This is a genomic window from Stenotrophomonas sp. GSD10, from assembly GCF_056172695.1.
In genome coordinates, this window is record NZ_JAOCMC010000002.1 from 768,733 (window position 1) to 787,321 (window position 18,589).

The following is an 18,589-nucleotide window of genomic DNA, read 5'->3' on the forward strand; positions in this document are numbered from 1 at the left end:
GTGCTGGCGGAGGACAAAGGCCTTCTCCCGAAGAGGGCGTGCGGTGCCGGGCCGGGCCCGGCGGTTGGGCGCAGCATAGCCGAAGCCGTGGCCTCAGCGCTGCGAGGATTCGCGCACCACCAGCTTCACCGGGATGCTCTGGCTGTCCACCGGCTGCCGGCCGATCAGCGCCAGCAGGCGTTCGACCAGCAGCTGGCCGGCCTGTTTGGTGTCCTGCTGCACCGTGGTCAAGGCCGGTGACACCGAGGCTGCCAGCGGGATGTCGTCGAAACCGGTCACTGCCACGTCGTGCGGCACGCGCAGGCCGGCCTCGCGCAGGGCGCGGATCGCGCCGATCGCGATCAGGTCGCTGGCCGCGCAGATCGCATCGATGGGTTCGCCGCGGGCCAGCAGCAGCTGGCAGGCTTCCTGGCCGGAGGCCTCGGTGGTGATGGCATCGTGCTGCAGCGCCGGTTCGGCGGCCAGACCGTGTTCCTGCAAAGCCGCCACATGGCCGCGGTAACGCTCCTGGAACTCCGGGTAGTGGCTGGAGGCATGGCCGAGGAAGGCGATGCGGCGGCAGCCCTGCTGCAGCAGGTGGGCGGTGATGTCATGCCCGCCCTGGAAATTGTCGCTGCCGATCGACACGCCGGGCTGGCCGGGCAGGGCGGCGCCCCAGCGCACGAAATGCGTGCCCTGTTCGACCAGCCGCTGCAGGCGGTCGCGCGATTGGTGGTAGTCGCCATAGCCGAGCAGGATGATGCCGTCGGCCTTGTTGCTGTCCTCGTAATCGGCCTGCCAGTCGGTGGACAGCTGCTGGAACGAGACCAGCAGGTCCTGCCCGTGCAGGGCGCAGGCACGGGTGATCGAGCCGAGCATCGAATGGAAGAACGGGTTGATCAGCGAGTCGTCGTTGGTCGGGTCTTCGAAGAACAGCAGGGCCAGGGTGCCGGCATTGCGCAGGCGCAGGCTGGAGGCGTTCTTGTCGACCTTGTAGTTCAGCTCGCGGGCGATGCGCAGGATGCGCTCGCGGGTCTCGGCGTTGACCATCGGGCTGCCACGCAGGGCCCGCGACACGGTGGGCTGGGAAACCCCGGCCAGGTGGGCGATGTCCAGGGAGGTGGCTTTGCCTTTGATCGTCATGAGAACGGCTTGGGAACGTGCAGCTATCATGATGCCATGATGCCGGGCGCCCGCCGTCGGCGAGGTCCCGTCTGGATGAACAGAAGGCGTGTTAAAAAATGTGATGAATTTGTCACTTTGACCTGATTTGCACAAAAGCTCATTCAGCAGATGGACAGCTGACATGGCCTGGGCCTAGAGTCCGCGCACCAGGGGACAACAAGGCAGTTGACGTGGGCAGCAACGGATCAGGGATCGATCTGCAGGAGTCGCCGTGCGTGGATGATGGGGGCGCACTTGCCTGTTTTGTCGCGTTGCTGGGATTCCTTGATCGGCCCGCCGATCCTGACCAGCTCCGGCACCAGCTGGGCCATCCCGAAGGACGCATCGCCACCCAGGAGCTGTTGCGCCTGGCCAAGCGCATGGACGTCAAGGCGCGCGTGGTGCAGGCACGGGTCAGCGCCCTGCGCGATCATCCTCTGCCGGCCATCGCCTGTCTGGCCGACGGGCGCTACACCCTGGTGCTCAAGGCCGATGCGGAAAGCGTGCTGTGCTTTGACGCCTCGGCCGAGGGGCGTCCGGTCACGCTGACCCTGGGCGAATTCTCGCAGGACTTCGACGGCCGCCTGCTGCTGATGACCACGCGCGAAAGCGTGACCGGTGCCGCCCGGCGCTTCGACGTCGGCTGGTTCATTCCGGCGCTGGTGAAGTACCGCCGCCTGCTGCGTGATGTGCTGGTGGCTTCGTTCTTCCTGCAGCTGATGGCGCTGATCACGCCGCTGTTCTTCCAGGTGGTGATCGACAAAGTGCTGGTGCACAAAGGCATCACCACGCTGGAGGTGCTGGCGTTGGGCCTGCTGGTGGTTTCGGTGTTCGAAGTGGTGATGGGCGGGCTGCGGACCTACCTGTTCTCGCACACCACCAGCCGCGTCGATGCCGAACTGGGCTCGAAGCTGTTCTCGCACCTGACCCATCTTCCGCTGGCCTACTTCCAGGCGCGGCGGGTGGGTGATTCGGTGGCGCGCGTGCGCGAGTTGGAGACCATCCGCGAGTTCCTCACCTCGTCGGCGCAGACCGTGGTGCTGGACCTGTTCTTCGCCATCGTGTTCCTGGCGGTGATGTGGTTGTACAGCCCGACGCTGCTGCTGATCGTGCTGATCACCCTGCCGCTGTATGCCGTGGTGGTGATGCTGGTGGGCCCGATGCTGCGCCGCCGGCTGGATGAGAAATTCGTGCGCGGTGCCGAGAACCAGTCGTTCCTGGTCGAGGCGGTGACCGGCGTGGAGACGATCAAGGCGCTGGCGGTCGAGCCGCAGGCGCAGAACCGCTGGGACAAGCAGCTGGCAGGCTACATCCAAGCCAGCTTCCGCGCCGGCATGCTGGCCAACTGGGGCTCGCAGGCGGTACAGCTGATCCACAAACTGGCCACGGTGGCGCTGCTGTTCTTCGGCGCGCGGCTGGTGATCGACGGCAAGCTGACCGTCGGCGAGCTGGTGGCGTTCAACATGCTTGCCGGCCAGGTGGCCGGGCCGGTGCTGCGCCTGGCGCAGCTGGCCCAGGACTTCCAGCAGGCGCGCATCGCGGTGGAGCGGCTGGGGGACATCCTCAATTCCCCTACCGAACCGGCCAGCTCGCCATCACGGGCCAGCCTTCCGGATGTCGAAGGCCGCATCGCGCTGGAACATGTGTCGTTCCGCTACCGGCCCGAAGGGCAGGAAGTGTTGTCCGGGGTCAATCTGGATATTGCCCCGGGCGAGATCCTTGGCGTGGTCGGGCCCTCGGGATCGGGCAAGTCGACCCTGACCAAGCTGATCCAGCGCCTGCACACGCCGGAACGGGGGCGGGTGCTGGTCGATGGCGTGGACCTGTCGATGGTCGACCCGGCCTGGCTGCGCCGCCAGGTGGGAGTGGTGCTACAGGAAAACCTGCTGTTCAACCGCAGCGTGCGCGAGAACATCGCGATGGCCGACCCGGCGATGCCGATGAGCCGTGTGGTGGAAGTGGCCAAGCTGGCCGGCGCGCACGATTTCATCCTGGAGCTGCCCGAGGCCTACGACACCCGCATTGACGAGCGTGGCGGCAATCTTTCCGGCGGCCAACGGCAGCGCCTGGCCATCGCGCGTGCGCTGGCGATCGATCCGAAGATCCTGATCTTCGACGAGGCCACCTCGGCGCTGGATGCCGAAAGCGAAGAAGTCATCCAGGACAACCTCAAGCGCATGTCCGCCGGTCGCACCGTGATCATCATCGCGCACCGCTTGTCAGCCGTACGCCAGGCCAACCGCATCGTCACCCTCGAACGCGGCCGGATCACCGAGACCGGCACCCACGAGGATCTGCTGCGCGCCGGTGGCCGCTACTCACTGCTCTACACCAAACAGATGGGCCTGCCCGCTGTGGCGGTTCCCCTGAACTGACCCCCGCGCGCCCAGCCAAGGACAGCACGCATGTTGAAAGGACTGAGGCATCACCTGGGCATCCTGCGCGAGAGCCTGCGTGCAGAGCGTGCGCAGCCGGACCTGCGCAGCTCGGCCGCACCGGACTTCCTGCCTGCCGCGCTGGAGGTTCTGGAAAAGCCACCGAACCCGATCGGGCGCACCGTGCTCTGGCTGCTGATCGCCTTCCTGGCCATCGCGCTGGTGTGGGCGTGCCTGGGCCGCCTGGACATGGTGGCGGTGGCCGAAGGCAAGGTGATTCCGCGTGGCAACGTGAAGGTGATCCAGGCCGCGGACCAGGGCGTGGTCCGGGCGATCCACGTGGTGGAAGGACAGCCGGTGAAGGCGGGGACGCCGCTGCTGGAACTGGACCCGACGGTCAGCCATGCCGAAGTCGAACAGGCGCGCCAGGCGCTGCTGACCGCGCAGATCGACGTGGCACGTGCCCAGGCCGTGGTGGACCACGTTGCCGGCCGCGCCGGCCGCTTCGTCGCCCCGCAGGGAACGCCTGACAGCATCGTGGCCATCCAGCAGGCACTGGTGGCCGCCAAGCAGCGCGAGTTCGATTCCACCGTAGGCGGCCTGCAGCAGGAGCGCAGCCAGCGCGACGGCGAGCACGGCATGATCCTGGCCGAGATCGCCAAGCTGGAAGAACAGCTGCCGTTGGCCACCGACCAGCTGAACAAGCTGGAGGAACTGAGCCGCGACAACTACGTGCCGCGGCTGCAGGTGGCAGAAGTGAAGGAGCGGGTGGTCGGCATGCGCCAGGACCTGGCGATCCGCCGCGAGGAACAGCGCAAGGCCGCCGCTGCGCAACAGGCCGCCAGCCAGCAGATGAGCAAGAGCCGCAGCGAGTTCGCCCGCGAAGCGCTGGATGCATTGACCGAGGCCGAAGCGGCGCGCGTGCTGCGCGCCGAAGAACTGAAGAAGGCCCATGACAAGGCCGGGCACACGGTGCTGCGCGCGCCGGTAACCGGCGTGGTGCAGCAGCTGCAGGTGCACACCATCGGCGGTGTGGTGAAGCCGGCCGACCCGCTGATGGTGCTGGTGCCGCACGACGGCGAACTGGTGGTCGACGCCATGCTGCCCAACCGCGATGCCGGCTTCGTCCGCGACGGGCAGCCGGTGGAGGTGAAGCTGGAGGCCTATCCGTTCACCCGCTACGGCGTGGTGGATGGGGTGGTCGAAACGGTGGGCCGCGATGCCGTGCAGACCGAGAAGGAAGGGTTGCGCTATCCGGCGCGCGTGCGCCTGCTGCAGCCCTGGATCGAAGTGGATGGCCGGCGCCGTGCGCTGGCGCCGGGCTTGGCCGCCACGGCGGAAATCAAGACCGGTGATCGACGGATCATCGAGTACCTGCTGTCGCCGCTGTCGCGGCGCGTGCAGGAAGCGGGGAGGAGCGATGAGCCGGCGTAGACCTCAGCCCTGAGTCCAACCACGTTTCTGCCAACCGGCAACGTGCCGAAATTGTTGTTCAACCCAATGGAGTGGAGAACTGACATGAGCGGTCGCACCATCACCCAGGTTCCGAAGCGGTCCATCACCACGATCGTCAGAAGGATGAAGACCGCCAGCGCGAGCGCCTCGATTGGCGACAACGCAGCGCTGATGGCGTCCATTGCCGAGCTCATGCAGTTTGACGAGATGTCGATCCGTGTCGCGCTCGATGGCACCGGCTGGTCGGTGATCTCAGCCTCCGCCGAAGAGAAGAGCGGTTACTTCGGGATGGCGCTCTATCACGACGCGAGCAACTCCTTCATTGTGGCCAACCGGCCAACACAGGCCAACCCGGTGGATTGGCGCGACATCATTACCGATGCTCTGGCCACGCTGAGGATTCCAACGCAGCAGCAGTTGGACGCCATCACATTCGGTCGACAGGCGCTGGCCGATGCCAAGGGGATCGGGCTGAACTTCGGCGATCTGTACTTCCCGGGCTTCTCGTTGGGAACCGCGCTCGCGCAGACGCAGATGATGGATCTGTACCTGACCCGCGACAACCTGCCGGTGGGCTTCGATATCAACCGGATGAGTGGCATTGGCAAAGGTTCAGCCGGCTTTGGCGTGGGCAATCCGTCCGACAGCCTTGGCATGATCATGGCGATGGTGCACGGCCAGGGAGTGAATACCGCGGCTGCGCAGGCATTCATCCAGAATCACTACACGCACTACGTGCGCCAATCGGACTTCGTGCCGGGTGGTGCGTGGACCGCCGGTGGACGGCTGGGCAATGTGGTGGTGCTGCCGGACCTGTACGTGCTGACCGAGAGTGGGAAGTATGTGATGGTGACAGGCGTGGGTGCCCACAATGGCCCCGCCTATACCCTGTCAATCGAGGCCTACAAGGAACATCAGGTCACCGCACAGGACTACATTGCGGTCATCCGCACCGACGGCACGCTCGCATTCCTGCCCAAGGCGGACAAGGAGCTCATCCTGCCATCGGCTGACTTCATCGGGCAGAGCCAGAGCTATCTGCCCACCGGCTACATCCTGACCATCGCCGAACCGCAGGGCGATGGCGTGAGGATCGTCGGCGAGACGATCAATGGCGACGTCATCGAGATCGTCCGCACCGATCTTGATGGTGACGGGGATTACGACCGCATCGAGCGCGTGCTGCAGGAGAAGACCAGCGGCAGTCGCAACTTCGGCAACAATCGCTTCCTGATCTCCGGCGGCGATGTCAGCGACGAGGACGACTATGTCCAGACCGCGCAGGTGAGGATCGACAGCAACGGAGATGGAAAAGTCGACCAGATCGACAACGTCACCACCCGCGGCAACATCCGCATCGAGGTCAATACCGTCATCGCTGCGGATGGCACGGTGACCACCACCGACGATGTGCTGTATCTGGGGGTGAACATCGGTTCAATCGGTTCAAGCTTCGGCAGCTCGCTCAGTTCGGTACTGTTCGACGACGCCCTGGTCAGCAGCATCGGTTCAATCGTGTTTTCCGCACTGGGCGAGAATCTGGCCGAAGCGCTGGCGCAGCTGAGGGTGACCGAATCGGCGTTCCAGGCATTCGATGCCGCGTTCCAGGATATCGAACTGGATCTGGGCGCCAACGCCACCGGCGTGGTTTCGTCCTATCTGGCCGGTGAGCTCATCCATGCCCTCGGCCTGGAGGGCACGGTGGTTGGCGAGCTGGGCCAGTCTGCGGCGGCGCAGGCGCTGGGGATGATCATCCAGAACATTTCCAACGGCGTACCGGCGCTGAGCAACATCAACCTGGGCAGCTTCAACATCAGCACGGTGGTGGCCACCTGGCTGGGCACCAAGCTGGCCTCCAAGCTGGTGGAGTTCGATACCATCGCAGGGCAGATCGGCGCGTCGCTGGGGGCGTCCATCGGTGCCATGATTGGCGCCGCCAGCGCGGGCTCCAGTGCGGCGATGGGGATGCGGTTCGGGTCCATGGCCGGGCCGGTCGGCGCGGTCATCGGTGCGTTCGTCGGCTACATTTTCGGCGGCGTGATCGGATCGATGTTCGGGGGCAAACCGCGTTCCGGCGCCGAGGTGACCTGGGACCAGGCCTCGGGCAAGTTCGCCATCAGCGGCGTCTGGCAGCGCTCGGGTGCCACCCCGATGGCGGCCATCAGTTTCGCGCAGACAGTCAGCGGAACGCTGAACAACGTACTGGAACTGGCAGGTTCACGCCTGATCGATCCCGCGTCCGTGGTGGCCGGTGGATACGGAACCCACGGCAAGGATTTCGTCTATCGGCGCAACGGGACGGTGGTCTTCAAGACGCGCGATGCCGCCGAGGTGATCGGCTACGGCTCCCTGGCGGCACTGCGTTCGCTGGTGCCGCAGATGGCAGGCGGTGACATCTACATCAAACGGGCCTTGTCCAACGGCCTGGCGACCACCCGTCCACAGGACTTCGATTCAACGCAGCTGGTGGGCGATCTGTCCGTGGCCCTGGACTATGGCCGCTACATGGCCGATCCCAGCGTGGTCAACGCCCTGCTGTCGACCGGATCGGCGGATGGTTTCGCCGCAGGCTGGGCCATTACCTTCGCACGTGCCCGCGAGCTGGGACTGCACCGGCGCGCCGCCAGCGACTGGACGGGCGGTTTCTCGGTGCTGATGGATGAGATCCTCGATGGCACCGTGGACGGCATCGGTATCGGGCCGGCCAATCTCTACATGGCACTCGACGGCAAGGAGCGCACGTTCACGGTGATGGCCGGTGATGAGCGCGCCGGAACGATACGCGACAGCATCGAAACCTCGATGAAGGATGAGATCGCCGGCAGCAGCGGGGCGGACCAGATCTCGCTGGAAGGCAATGTGCTGGCCGCTTCGGCAGCGCTCAAGGTCAACGGCGCGGCGATGAATGGCAGCCACAAGGTGGACGTGGCCGCGATCATCGATGCAGGCGACGGCGACGATATCGTCCGCGGCGGCGATCTTGGCAATGATCTGCTCGGCGGGTCCGGCAATGACACGCTGGTCGGCGGGCGCCTGGATGACTGGCTGCTTGGGCAGGACGGTGACGACGTCCTGTTCGCCGGCGCGGTTTCCAACACCACTTTTGCGGCCGGCGATGCCGCAGCGGAGGCCGCGGCGATCGCCGTCAACGGCGGCAACGGCAATCTGCTGCGCGGCGGCGCAGGCAACGATCGCCTCTATGGTGGCCGTGGCGCGGACTGGCTTGAAGGCGGTGCCGGCGTCGACCGGATCCTGGGCGGCGACGGTGCCGACATCATCAGCGGTGGTGCCGGTGACGACCGCTTCGGAAATGGCGCCGCGCTGTTCGGCGGCGGTGGCTCGGACCAGTACCTGTTCGGATTCGGCGATGGCCGCGATGTGATCTTCGACGAGGCGGACGGCGCGTCGGTGGCCAACAAGGGCGGTGACTCGCTGGCCTGGCGCATCCGCCAGATGGAGCAGGGGCTGCTGGCACGTGGCTGGGCAGGCGGTGGCGACTACCTTGCCGACGGCACGGTCCGTGGCGGCGAGGATGCGATCGTGTTCAGCGCCGGTGTTGCGTTCGAGAACCTGCGCATGCGCAGGGACGGCAACAACCTGGTGATCTCGCTGGTGTTCATCGATTCGGCCGGCCGTGCCAAGACCACCAGCGACGAGCTGGTGATCAGCGACTGGTTCGAGACGACCCACCGGGTGGAGTGGCTGCGGTTTGCCAATGGTGAGGAGGTCCGCATTGGTGACATGACGTCCTACATCATCGGCAGCGCCGGATCGGACGTCATCCTCGGTACCTATGGCGCCGACTTCATCTATGGCGGTGACGGCAATGACGAGATCCGTGGGCTGGCCGGCAATGACTTCGGCATTGGCGGGGCCGGCGACGATTTCGTTGCCGGCGACGGCGACCAGGACTGGGTGATGGGCGGCTCCGGCAACGACCAGGTGCTCGGTGGCGACGGCAACGACACCGTGTTCGGCGATGGTGGCAACGACCGTGTATATGGTGGTTCCGGCTCGGATCTGGTCGTCGGTGGACGCGGCAACGACGAGGTCGTGGGCGGCGAAGGCGATGATGTGTTCCGTTATCAGCGTGGCGATGGCGAAGACGTTCTTCTTGATGACTACGTCGACAACTGGGATCTGGTGTGGGAGAAGGGCAGCTACGTCAACGGCTACGTGCGCAACGCCGATGGCACGGTCAGCAAGGACGGCGTGGTGTACTTCGATGGCGCCAGCTGGATCAGCCACAACGACTGGAACGACGAGGCACAGGTACTGCGCCGCCACATGGGCGCCCTGGATGGCGTGATCGCGCGCAACGCCGGCGTTGATTCACTGGAGTTCGGTGCGGGCATCGACGTCCAGGACATCCTGCTGCAGCAGATCGACAACGATCTGCGCCTGACCGTGGGCCGTGATGGCGACGCGGGCCGTCTGTCGCAGTCCACAGACACGCTGACGATCAAGGACTGGTACGCGCTGGGCGGCTCCATCGAGAACATGGTGTTCGCCGCCACCGGTCGCCTGGGCGTTGCCGCGATGACGCTGCTGGGCGGCAGTGATGGCAACGACACCATCAATGGAACGTCCGGCAAGGACTGGCTGACCGGCAACGGTGGTGACGATGTCATCGACGGCGGTGCTGGCGATGATCTGCTCAACGGCAATGAAGGATCGGACCTGCTGAAGGGCGGTGCCGGTGCGGACATCCTCTACGGCGGGAGCGGCGACGACACGCTGGAAGGGGGCAGCGACGCCGATCTGCTGTTTGGCGGGTTGGGCACCGACATCGCATCCTATGCCGGCAGCAGCGCGGTCGTTGCCTATCTTGGCAACACCGTCGGCAATACCAGCCATGCCAAGGGCGATGTGTATGAGGGCATCGAGGGCCTTGCCGGCGGAAGCGGTGCCGACCGCCTGGGCGGTGATGCCTCCGACAACATCCTGCGCGGTGGCGGCGGCAACGATCTGCTGCGTGGTGGAGCGGGCGACGACGTGTATGAGTACAACGTCGGCGACGGTGACGACCAGATCATGGACGCGGCGTTCGATCTGGAGGAAGTGGTGGGCGCGGACGGCCAGGTATCCGGCGCGTACCTGGCATCGTGGGATTATCTGGGCGAGAGCGCGGGGCGGCATGCGTACCGGCTGACCCTGACCAACCGCCTCAGCGGAGAGGTGGCCTACCGCAGTTTCGATCAGGTCGATTTCCTGTTCTCGCAGCAGCAGGCCACGATCCCGCCGGCTTCGGCCTGGAACTACGGGGTGGGGCGCCTGCAGGGAACGACCTGGCGCAACACCGCCAACGGCATGCAGCTGCTGCGTGAGGCGCCGCGCCAGGACGCGTCGGGCGACGACCTGTTGTCGTTCGGAAAGGGCATCAGCCTGTCCAATCTGCGCCTGCGCATTGTCGGCGGCGAGAACCAGTTGGACGTGGTCGCGGCCCAGAATGGATCGGTGAAGATCGGCAGTGACGGCAACCCGCAGATCAGTGTGGAGCGCATGCAGCTCAACGATGGCCTCACCGTTGAACTGCGCAATCTCCGCCAGCTCGCGCAGGGGGCACGGCCGATGACGATCTGATCCTGGGCGGTACAGCGGCCGACGTCATCAACGGAGGGGCGGGTGAGGATGTCCTTTCCGGCAGCGACGGCAACGACACGCTGAGCGGTGGCGATGGCGATGACACGCTGGAGGGCGGTGCTGGCGCGGACGTGCTGGACGGCGGCAGTGACCGTGTGAGCCTGGGGCAGGCGATCCAGCCTGGGCAGGCCTACGGAGACACGATCCGCTACGCCTCATCCAGCGCGGCGCTGGTTGCCGATCTCGCCACCGGTTCGTTGTTCGGCGGGCACGCCACCGGTGACAGCATCGTGCTGAATGGGGGTGTCAGCTCGGTCGAGAACGTGGTGGGAACCGCTGACTTTGGTGACACGATCAGTGGCGACGCGCGTGCCAACCGGCTGCTCGGGTTGGGCGGCAACGACTGGCTGGACGGCCGGGCGGGCGACGACGTGCTCGTTGGCGGAGACGGCAACGATACGCTGATGGGAGGCGACGGCGACGATGCGCTGTCCGGCGATGACGGTGATGATCGTCTGGATGGCGGTGCCGGCAAGGACATACTGGCCGGTGGCACCGGCGCCGATGAGCTGTATGGCGGCCTGGGCAACGATCAGATCAGCGGTGACGCGGGCGACGACAAGGCCTGGGGCGGAGACGGTGACGACACGCTGGGCGGGCAGGAGGGCGCGGATCAGTTGTACGGCGAGGCCGGCGATGATGCCCTGTCCGGCGGCGCAGGCGACGACCTGCTGGAAGGCGGAGACGGCAACGACACGTTGTCCGGCGACGGTGGTGACGACCTGATGCGCGGTGGTGCGGGCGACGACACCTATGTTGTCGCCGGTCATGACGGAGCGGATCGGATCGAGGATTCGCTCGGTCGCAACCGGCTGGTGTTGCAGGACGCCGGTCCGGAATCGGTCTGGTTGCAGCGCAGTGGCGACGACCTGGTGGTGAGCGTGCTGGGCGGTGGATCGAGCGTTACGATCGCCGGCTACTACACCGGGGCAGGACGCCTGCGGGAGATCGCAACAGCGGCCGGCTCGCTGTTCCTGGCCCATGCCGAACCGCTGATCCAGGCCATGGCGCAGCTCTCCACGGAGGTGCCGGCCGTCCTGCCGGCCGCCATTGCGGCGCAGCTGACGCGCTACTGGCATCCCACCGGCAAGGCCGGCCCGCAGCTGGCCAACCAGTCGCTGTCGACTGACGAAGACGTGGCACTGGTGGGCAACGTCAATGCAGTCGACCATGACGACAACATCTCCGGCTACGCCGTGCTGCAGGGGCCGACGATGGGCAGCGTTGCGCTCGACGCGGCCACCGGTGCCTGGGTCTACACCCCCGCAGCCGATCGCCACGGCACCGACCGCTTCGTGGTCAGGGTCACCGATGCCGACGGCAATACCGCCGACCAGGTGGTGGATCTGGTGGTGCGCTCGGTCAACGACGTGCCCAGTGACATCCTCGCCCCGGGTCCGCTGGCGGTGGACGAGAACGCCGCCAACAACCTGTCGCTGGGCCGTTTCGGCCATGTCGACCGGGACGGCGCAGAGGATACGGCCACCTTCACCCTGATCAATGACGGCGGTGGCCGTTTCAAGATGGCGGCCGATGGCACGCTCAGCGTCCGCGATGGCAGCAAGCTGGACTATGAGACCGGCAGCGCACACACCATCCGCGTACGCGTGACCGACGGCGCCGGCGCGTGGTTCGAAAAGGACTTCACGATCGACGTGCGCAACATCAACGAAGCACCGTTCACGCCGACCCGCCCGCCGAACACCGCACCGGTTCTGGCCGGCGAGAAGACCGGGGCCGGCACGGTGGTGGGCACCTTCGTGATCGGCGATCCCGACACCACCACGCCGACTCTGCAGCTGGTGACCAACCCGGGCGGCCTGTTGGAGGTGGTGGGCAACCAGGTGCGCGTGCGTTCGGGCGTTGCGATCGACTTCGAGGCGTTGGCCACAGCGCAGGGCGCGACCCTGGTCGACCTGGATGGCGATGGCATCAAGGAAGTGCTGCTGACCGCCAGTGTCAGGGCATTCGACGGCGAGCTGGCCTCGGCCGGGACCCTCAGCTTCACCTATGCCATCGAAGACGAAAACGAAGCACCGACCGCGGTGGCATTCGCGGCCACAACCACCAGCTTCAACGAAACCGATCGGGTGGCCACCGGCACAGCGCTGCCCGCGATCCTGCTGGGCACGCTGTCGGCCACCGATCCGGACACCGTGGCGGGCAGCGACTTCGCCACCATGGCCTACAGCGTTTCGGACAGCCGTTTCGAGATCGTCAACGGCAACCAGCTGCGCCTGAAGGCGGGCGCGATCGTCGACTATGAAGCGGGAAGCACGGTGACGGTGACCGTCACGGCAACCGATCGTGGCGGCGCCGGATTGAGCGTCAGCAAGCAGCTGGTGTTCACGGTCGTCAACCGCGATGACTATCTGTATGGCACTGCAGCCGGCGAAACACTGGTCGGCCAGGCCAACCGCGACGTGATCCAGGGGTTGGGCGGCAACGACACCATCAACGGTGGCGGTGGCAATGACGATCTGTATGGTGGCGATGGCGATGACACCCTGCGCGGTGACGCCGGCGACGACAAACTGTGGGGCGAGCTCGGTCGCGATACCCTGTACGGTGGCGCGGGCATCGACGAACTGCGTGGCGGTGACGGCGATGACAACCTGTATGGCGAAGACGGCGATGACCGTCTGTATGGCGATGCCGGCAACGACATTCTCGATGGCGGTGCCGGCAACGATCTGCTGGAAGGTGGCATCGGCAATGACACGCTGAAGGGCGGCCTCGGCAACGACATCCTGCGCGGTGGCGATGGCGACGACCTTCTTGAGGGTGGTGCCGGTGCTGACACACTCTCCGGTGGGTCCGGTGTCGATACGCTGACCTATGCTTCGGCAACGGCCGGCGTGGTGCTGAACCTGGCGACGGGAACCCATGGCGGCGCAGCGGCCGGTGACGTGCTTGAGGATGCATTCGAGCGGATCATCGGCAGTGCATTCAACGACACCATCACCGGTAGCGCGGGTGATGACTACATCGAGGGCGGTGCCGGCAATGACACGCTCTACGGTGGGGCCGGCAATGACACGCTCTATGGTGGTGACGGTGATGATCTGCTGGATGCGCAGGCCGGCAACGATACGCTGTATGGCGGCGCCGGCAGCGACATCCTGATCGGTGGTGATGACAGTGACGTCTATCTGATCGATCGCGATTCGGGTGCGGATGAGATCCGCAATTACGATTCCAGTGGCGACGACATCGACGTCATCGGCTACCGCGACATCAGTCGGAATGATCTGTGGTTCAGCCGCACCGGCGATGATCTGGTGATCTCGGTGATCGGTACCAGCGTGGTGACCACGATCAAGGGCTGGTACACCACGACCAGCGCCAATGATCGCGCCAACTACAAGATCGATTTCATCCTGGCCGGCGAGCATGCCAGCAGTACCATCAATGCTGAGGCGCTGGTCACGCTGATGGCCGGCCGGACCAAGCCCGCCACCGTAGCCGCTTACCAGGCCCTGCATGCTGACGCGTCCTTCGAGAACCAATGGCGGCACCACTGGGATGGCAACGGTCTGCCCTCGGTCAGCGTCGTGGCGGACCAGTCGATCAACGAAGATGGACAGGTTGCCGTGCAGTTCACCGTGGGCGATGACCTGACCCCCGCATCCGGTGTAACCGTACAGGCGTTCGTACTGGACGCTACCGACCTCAGTTCCACTGTGGCCTGGATGAACGCGCCGACCATCACTGCCGGTGCCAACGGCGAGCGGACGGTGACCCTGGTGCCGAAGGGCAATGCCAGCGGACGGGTAGCGATCAAGCTGGTCGCCACCGATGCGGGTGGCCTAGTGACCGAGCGGGTGTTCTTCCTCGACGTGAAACCGGTGGTCGATGCGCCGGTGATCAGCCGCGCGGTGCAGGTCGGTACGACCCTCGATGGTGGCACGCTGGCCCTGGATGTGCAGGCTGCGTTGTCCGATACCGATGGTTCGGAGACCCTGGAGATCCGCATCTCCAACCTTCCGACCGGGCTGACCCTGAACAAGGGAACGAACCTGGGCAACGGCGTGTGGTCGCTGACGCCGGCGCAGCTGGCCGGCCTGGCGCTGGTCGGCCCGGCCACGTGGTCGGCCGACCTGACCGGCACTGCGGCGCTGACCGTGACCGCCATCGCCAAGGAGACCGCCACCGGCCTGACCAGCAGCAAGACGCAGACCCTGTCGGTCACCATCAACGCGCGTCCGACCGACATCACGGTCGACCGCGCGTTGAGCACGGTCGAATCCACGGCGGATGCGCCGGTGGCCAATGGTACGGTGCTGGGCAACTTCGCCCGCGTCGACGCGGACAACGATGGCTTCACCTTCAGCCTGACCGACAATGCCGGTGGCCGCTTTGCGATTTCCGCGGCGGGCGTGCTGACGGTGGCCAATGCCAGCCTGCTCGACTACGAGACCAACACGTCGCATCAGATCGTGGTGCGCGTGACCGACGCCGGTGGCCTCACCCGCGACAAGACCTTCACCGTGGCGGTGACCAACGTCGATGAAGCCCCGGCAATACCGACCGTGTCCAGCCAGCCGGTGGCCATCGCTGCCGAAAATGCCGCGTTGGGCGGCGTGGTGATTGCCAACCTGTCCTCCAGCGGCGGCAATGGCAGCTACAGCTATGTGCTGGAGGGAGACTCGCGCGGCTGGTTCACCCTGGTCGGCAACCAGCTCAAGTTCCGCGATGGCCTGGTGCTGGACTTCGAGGCGCTGAAGGCCGCCGGCATGACCCTGAGCGATGCCGACAGCGACGGCCGACAGGAGGTGGTGTACTCGGTGTCGGTGAAGGCCGTATCAGGTGGGTTGACCTCGGCCGGTGCGCGCACCATCACCGTGCGCCTGGAGGACGTCAACGACGCGCCTCATGGCATCACTGCCGACCGTACGCTCAGCATCGCCGAGAACTCGGGCAACGGTACCGAGGTCGGCAAGTTCAGTGGCCAGGACCAGGATGCGACCGACGGCCTGACCTTCACCCTGGTCAACAATGCCGGCGGCCGCTTTGCCATCACCGCGGCCGGTGTGCTGAGCGTCGCCAATGGCGGGCTGCTGGATTACGAGGCCGCCACGTCGCATGCAATCACGGTGCGGGTGACCGACAGCCACGGCGCGACCCGCGACCAGGTGTTCCAGGTCGGGGTGTCCAACGTCAACGAGGCACCGCGCACGCCGGATGTCGTGCAGCACGTGGCGCTCACCGCCGAGAACACCGGCGTGTCGGGGCAGGTGGTGGCGACCTTGTCTTCGTCCGATCCGGACGGAACCGCGCCCTCGTACCAGATCATCAACGACCCGTTTGCCTGGTTCGTGATCTCCGGCAACCAGCTCAAGTACAACGTGAACAGCTTCGATTTCGAGGCCGTGGCGCCTTACCTGCAGCTGATCGACGGCGATGGCGACGGCCAGCTGGAGGCGTACTACAACGTCACGGTGCGTGCGACAGACGGCGCGCTGGTGTCGGGCAACCGCGAGATCACGGTGCGTATCGAGGACGTCAACGAGGCGCCCACGACCTGGGGCCAGAGCGTGACGCTGGCCGAATCGGCACCGGGCGCTGGGCAGACCGTCTTCCAGTTCACCAACTGGTCCGACCCGGACAGCCAGTGGTACAACCGCGACCATCGTTTCGCCATCACCGGCGGTGCCAGCAACCTGTTCGGCATCAATGCCACCACCGGCCAGATCGCGCTGCACGGGCAGCTGGACTTTGAAAGCGCGCAGAGCCACCAGATCCAGGTGACGGTGACCGACCGCGCCGGCGCGTCCAGCAGCACCTGGGTGACGATCAACGTACAGAACGTCAATGAGAAACCAACGCTGGTCTACACGCAGGACAGCAACTTCGTCTACGTGCTATGGGGGAATGACCAGGAAGATTTCTACAGCAGCGTGGTGATCACCAGTGCGGTGGAGATTCTCAGTGTGACCCAGCAGTACTGGGATACGTACACCAACGAGACGTTCTACTACGACTATGGAACGACCACGCGTGCAATCTCCGGCGACGGGTTCCTCACCGGCTATTACTACAACGGCACGATTGCCACCCGTATCGCCAACCGCGGCAACCGGCGCCAGGTCAATGAAGGCAATTGGGGCGACCCGCGCGGTAGCGGTGCGGGCTATTACCAGGAGACCTACTACGACACCTGGTACGAGATCGTCGTCCAGTCGGTGGACAGTGCCGGCCTGTGGAGCGACCCGGTCAAGTTCGTCGTCAACGAGTTCGGCGCTCGCCTCGGCCCTGTGGTTCTCGATCTGGACGGCGACGGCGTGGAAACCGTGGGTTGGGCCCAGAGCGCCACGCGCTTCGACATGGACGGTGATGGCGTGCGCGACCTGACCGGCTGGGTCGGGCCGCATGACGGCCTGCTGGTGCTTGACCGCAACCGCAACGGCACGATCGATTCCGGCGCCGAGATCTCCTTCACGATGGATCGGGAAGGGGCGCGTTCCGACCTTGAGGGCCTGGCGGCGTACGACAGCAACGGCGACCGGCGCCTGGATGCCGGCGATGCGCGCTTCGGCGAGTTCCAGGTCTGGCGGGATGCCAACCGTGATGGCATCAGCCAGACCGGTGAGCTGCTGACGTTGCAGCAGGCCGGCGTGGCATCGATCAATCTCGACGCGCAGCGCACCGGGCAGACGCCGGGCACCTCGCCGGACAACACCACCTACGCCAACGGCCAGTACACCCGCACCGATGGCAGCCAGGCGGCCCTGTCGGACATGTTCTTCGCCTTTGGCGAGCGCGAAGAAGATGTTGATGGCGATGGGCTGGATCTGGATGCCGGCGCGGGCCGGAACGGGCGCGACCAGGGCAGTGGTGACGCTGCCTCCGGACGGGTGAAGCGCCGCGGCGGTGATCCGCGTGTTGCCATGGCCGGCGACCCGCCGGTGCCGACTGCGGCGCCGGCAGGGGTCGGTGCGGGCGACCGCTTTGCCGCCCAAGCGCCCACCGCAGCCGAACGCCTGCAGGCCGCACCGCGTTCCGGCGAACGCCCAGCCATCGAGGAGGACATTCCTTCCGGCCCGGCGGCACAACGCTCGGCGTTGCATGACAATCTGGCGCTGGCACAGAAGAAGCGGTTCCAGATGATCGAAGCGATGTCCACCTTCGACGCCCAGCCCTACGCACAGGGCATCAGCACGGCCGCACGCGATCCGGCTGCCCTGGAACTGTTGACCGCCATTCCCGACTACAGGATCTCGCAAGCATGATGACGTCCACGACCCCTTCTTCGGCCCCGGCCGAAGGCGCCCCGCGCACCGTTGCCGAAGCCCTGGGCCAGATCGTCTGGCTGCTGTCGCAGTCGCCGCTGCACCGGGAGATGCCGCTCAAAGACCTGGAATGGTCGTTCATGCCGCCGATACTGAAGGAGCAGTTCCGGGTGTTCCGCTTTGGCACCCTGCCACCGTTGCCGGGCCTGGACGAAGCCAGCCCGGTGTTTGCCGGGCTCACCCGGCAGGCACTGGAGCAGCTGCCGCTGGGAGTGGCGATCTGGGCCAACCTGTCCGAGGACGCCGAGCGCAAGCTGGAGCAGGGACAGCGGCTGGAACTGGAGGAGTGGAACAGTGGCGACCGCCTGTGGCTGGTCGAGTTCATCACCCCGTTTGCGCAGCCCGGCAACGGCCTGGCCGAAGCCATGCTGGGTGACCTGCTGACCGGCCCGTTTGCCGGGCGCAGCGTGTCCATGCATCGCACCGACCCGGTGACCGGGCGCCGTGACAGGGTCACGCTCGGAGGCGTGCCGTCGCAGGCGGCCTGATCCGGTGGCGGCCGGAGCGCCCTCCCGCCACCCGGGCGGAGGGCGTGGCCGGCACCACGGCGCTCGGTGCGGCCGGGGCGGGGTGGTAGAATGCGCCTTTTCTGGCAGTGCCCACCATGGGCGGCCGGGTTTCGGCAACTCCGGCTGTGTGCTATCACAGGCACCGGCCCCCGGACAATGGAATCACTTACCT

Annotated in this window: 6 protein-coding genes and 1 pseudogene; 6 read left to right on the forward strand and 1 reads right to left on the reverse strand. The window is 66.0% G+C overall.

Features of this window, described 5'->3' with window-relative positions; all coding sequences use genetic code 11:
* Positions 1-93 precede the first annotated feature (93 nt).
* Positions 94-1,122, reverse strand: a complete 1,029-nt coding sequence (locus tag N4G47_RS03755) for a LacI family DNA-binding transcriptional regulator (protein ID WP_475285299.1) — start codon at positions 1,120-1,122, stop codon at positions 94-96.
* 257 nt (positions 1,123-1,379) lie between these two features.
* Between N4G47_RS03755 and N4G47_RS03760 the strand changes: the two genes are divergently transcribed.
* The 6 genes and pseudogenes from N4G47_RS03760 to N4G47_RS03785 all read left to right on the forward strand — a co-directional run bounded on the left by N4G47_RS03760 (position 1,380) and on the right by N4G47_RS03785 (position 18,396).
* Positions 1,380-3,518 carry a type I secretion system permease/ATPase gene (locus N4G47_RS03760; protein WP_475285301.1) on the forward strand — a complete coding sequence of 713 codons (2,139 nt, stop codon included), beginning with the start codon at positions 1,380-1,382 and terminating at the stop codon, positions 3,516-3,518.
* Between the two features lie 30 nt (positions 3,519-3,548).
* Positions 3,549-4,952 (forward strand): HlyD family type I secretion periplasmic adaptor subunit, encoded by a 1,404-nt coding sequence (locus N4G47_RS03765; protein ID WP_475285303.1) that lies wholly within the window; start codon positions 3,549-3,551, stop codon positions 4,950-4,952.
* An 84-nt stretch (positions 4,953-5,036) separates the two neighbouring features.
* Complete coding sequence (locus N4G47_RS03770; protein WP_475285305.1) at positions 5,037-10,556, forward strand: calcium-binding protein; 5,520 nt, start codon at positions 5,037-5,039, stop codon at positions 10,554-10,556.
* Positions 10,557-10,582: 26 nt separating this feature from the next.
* Positions 10,583-10,666 (forward strand): annotated as a pseudogene (locus N4G47_RS03775) (hypothetical protein); the annotation flags it as partial.
* Positions 10,667-10,687: 21 nt separating this feature from the next.
* Complete coding sequence (locus N4G47_RS03780; RefSeq protein ID WP_475285307.1) at positions 10,688-17,848, forward strand: cadherin domain-containing protein; 7,161 nt, start codon at positions 10,688-10,690, stop codon at positions 17,846-17,848.
* Positions 17,845-18,396 carry a toxin-activating lysine-acyltransferase gene (locus N4G47_RS03785; RefSeq protein WP_475285309.1) on the forward strand — a complete coding sequence of 184 codons (552 nt, stop codon included), beginning with the start codon at positions 17,845-17,847 and terminating at the stop codon, positions 18,394-18,396. The genes N4G47_RS03780 and N4G47_RS03785 overlap by 4 nt, the downstream gene beginning before the upstream one ends.
* Positions 18,397-18,589: the final 193 nt, after the last annotated feature.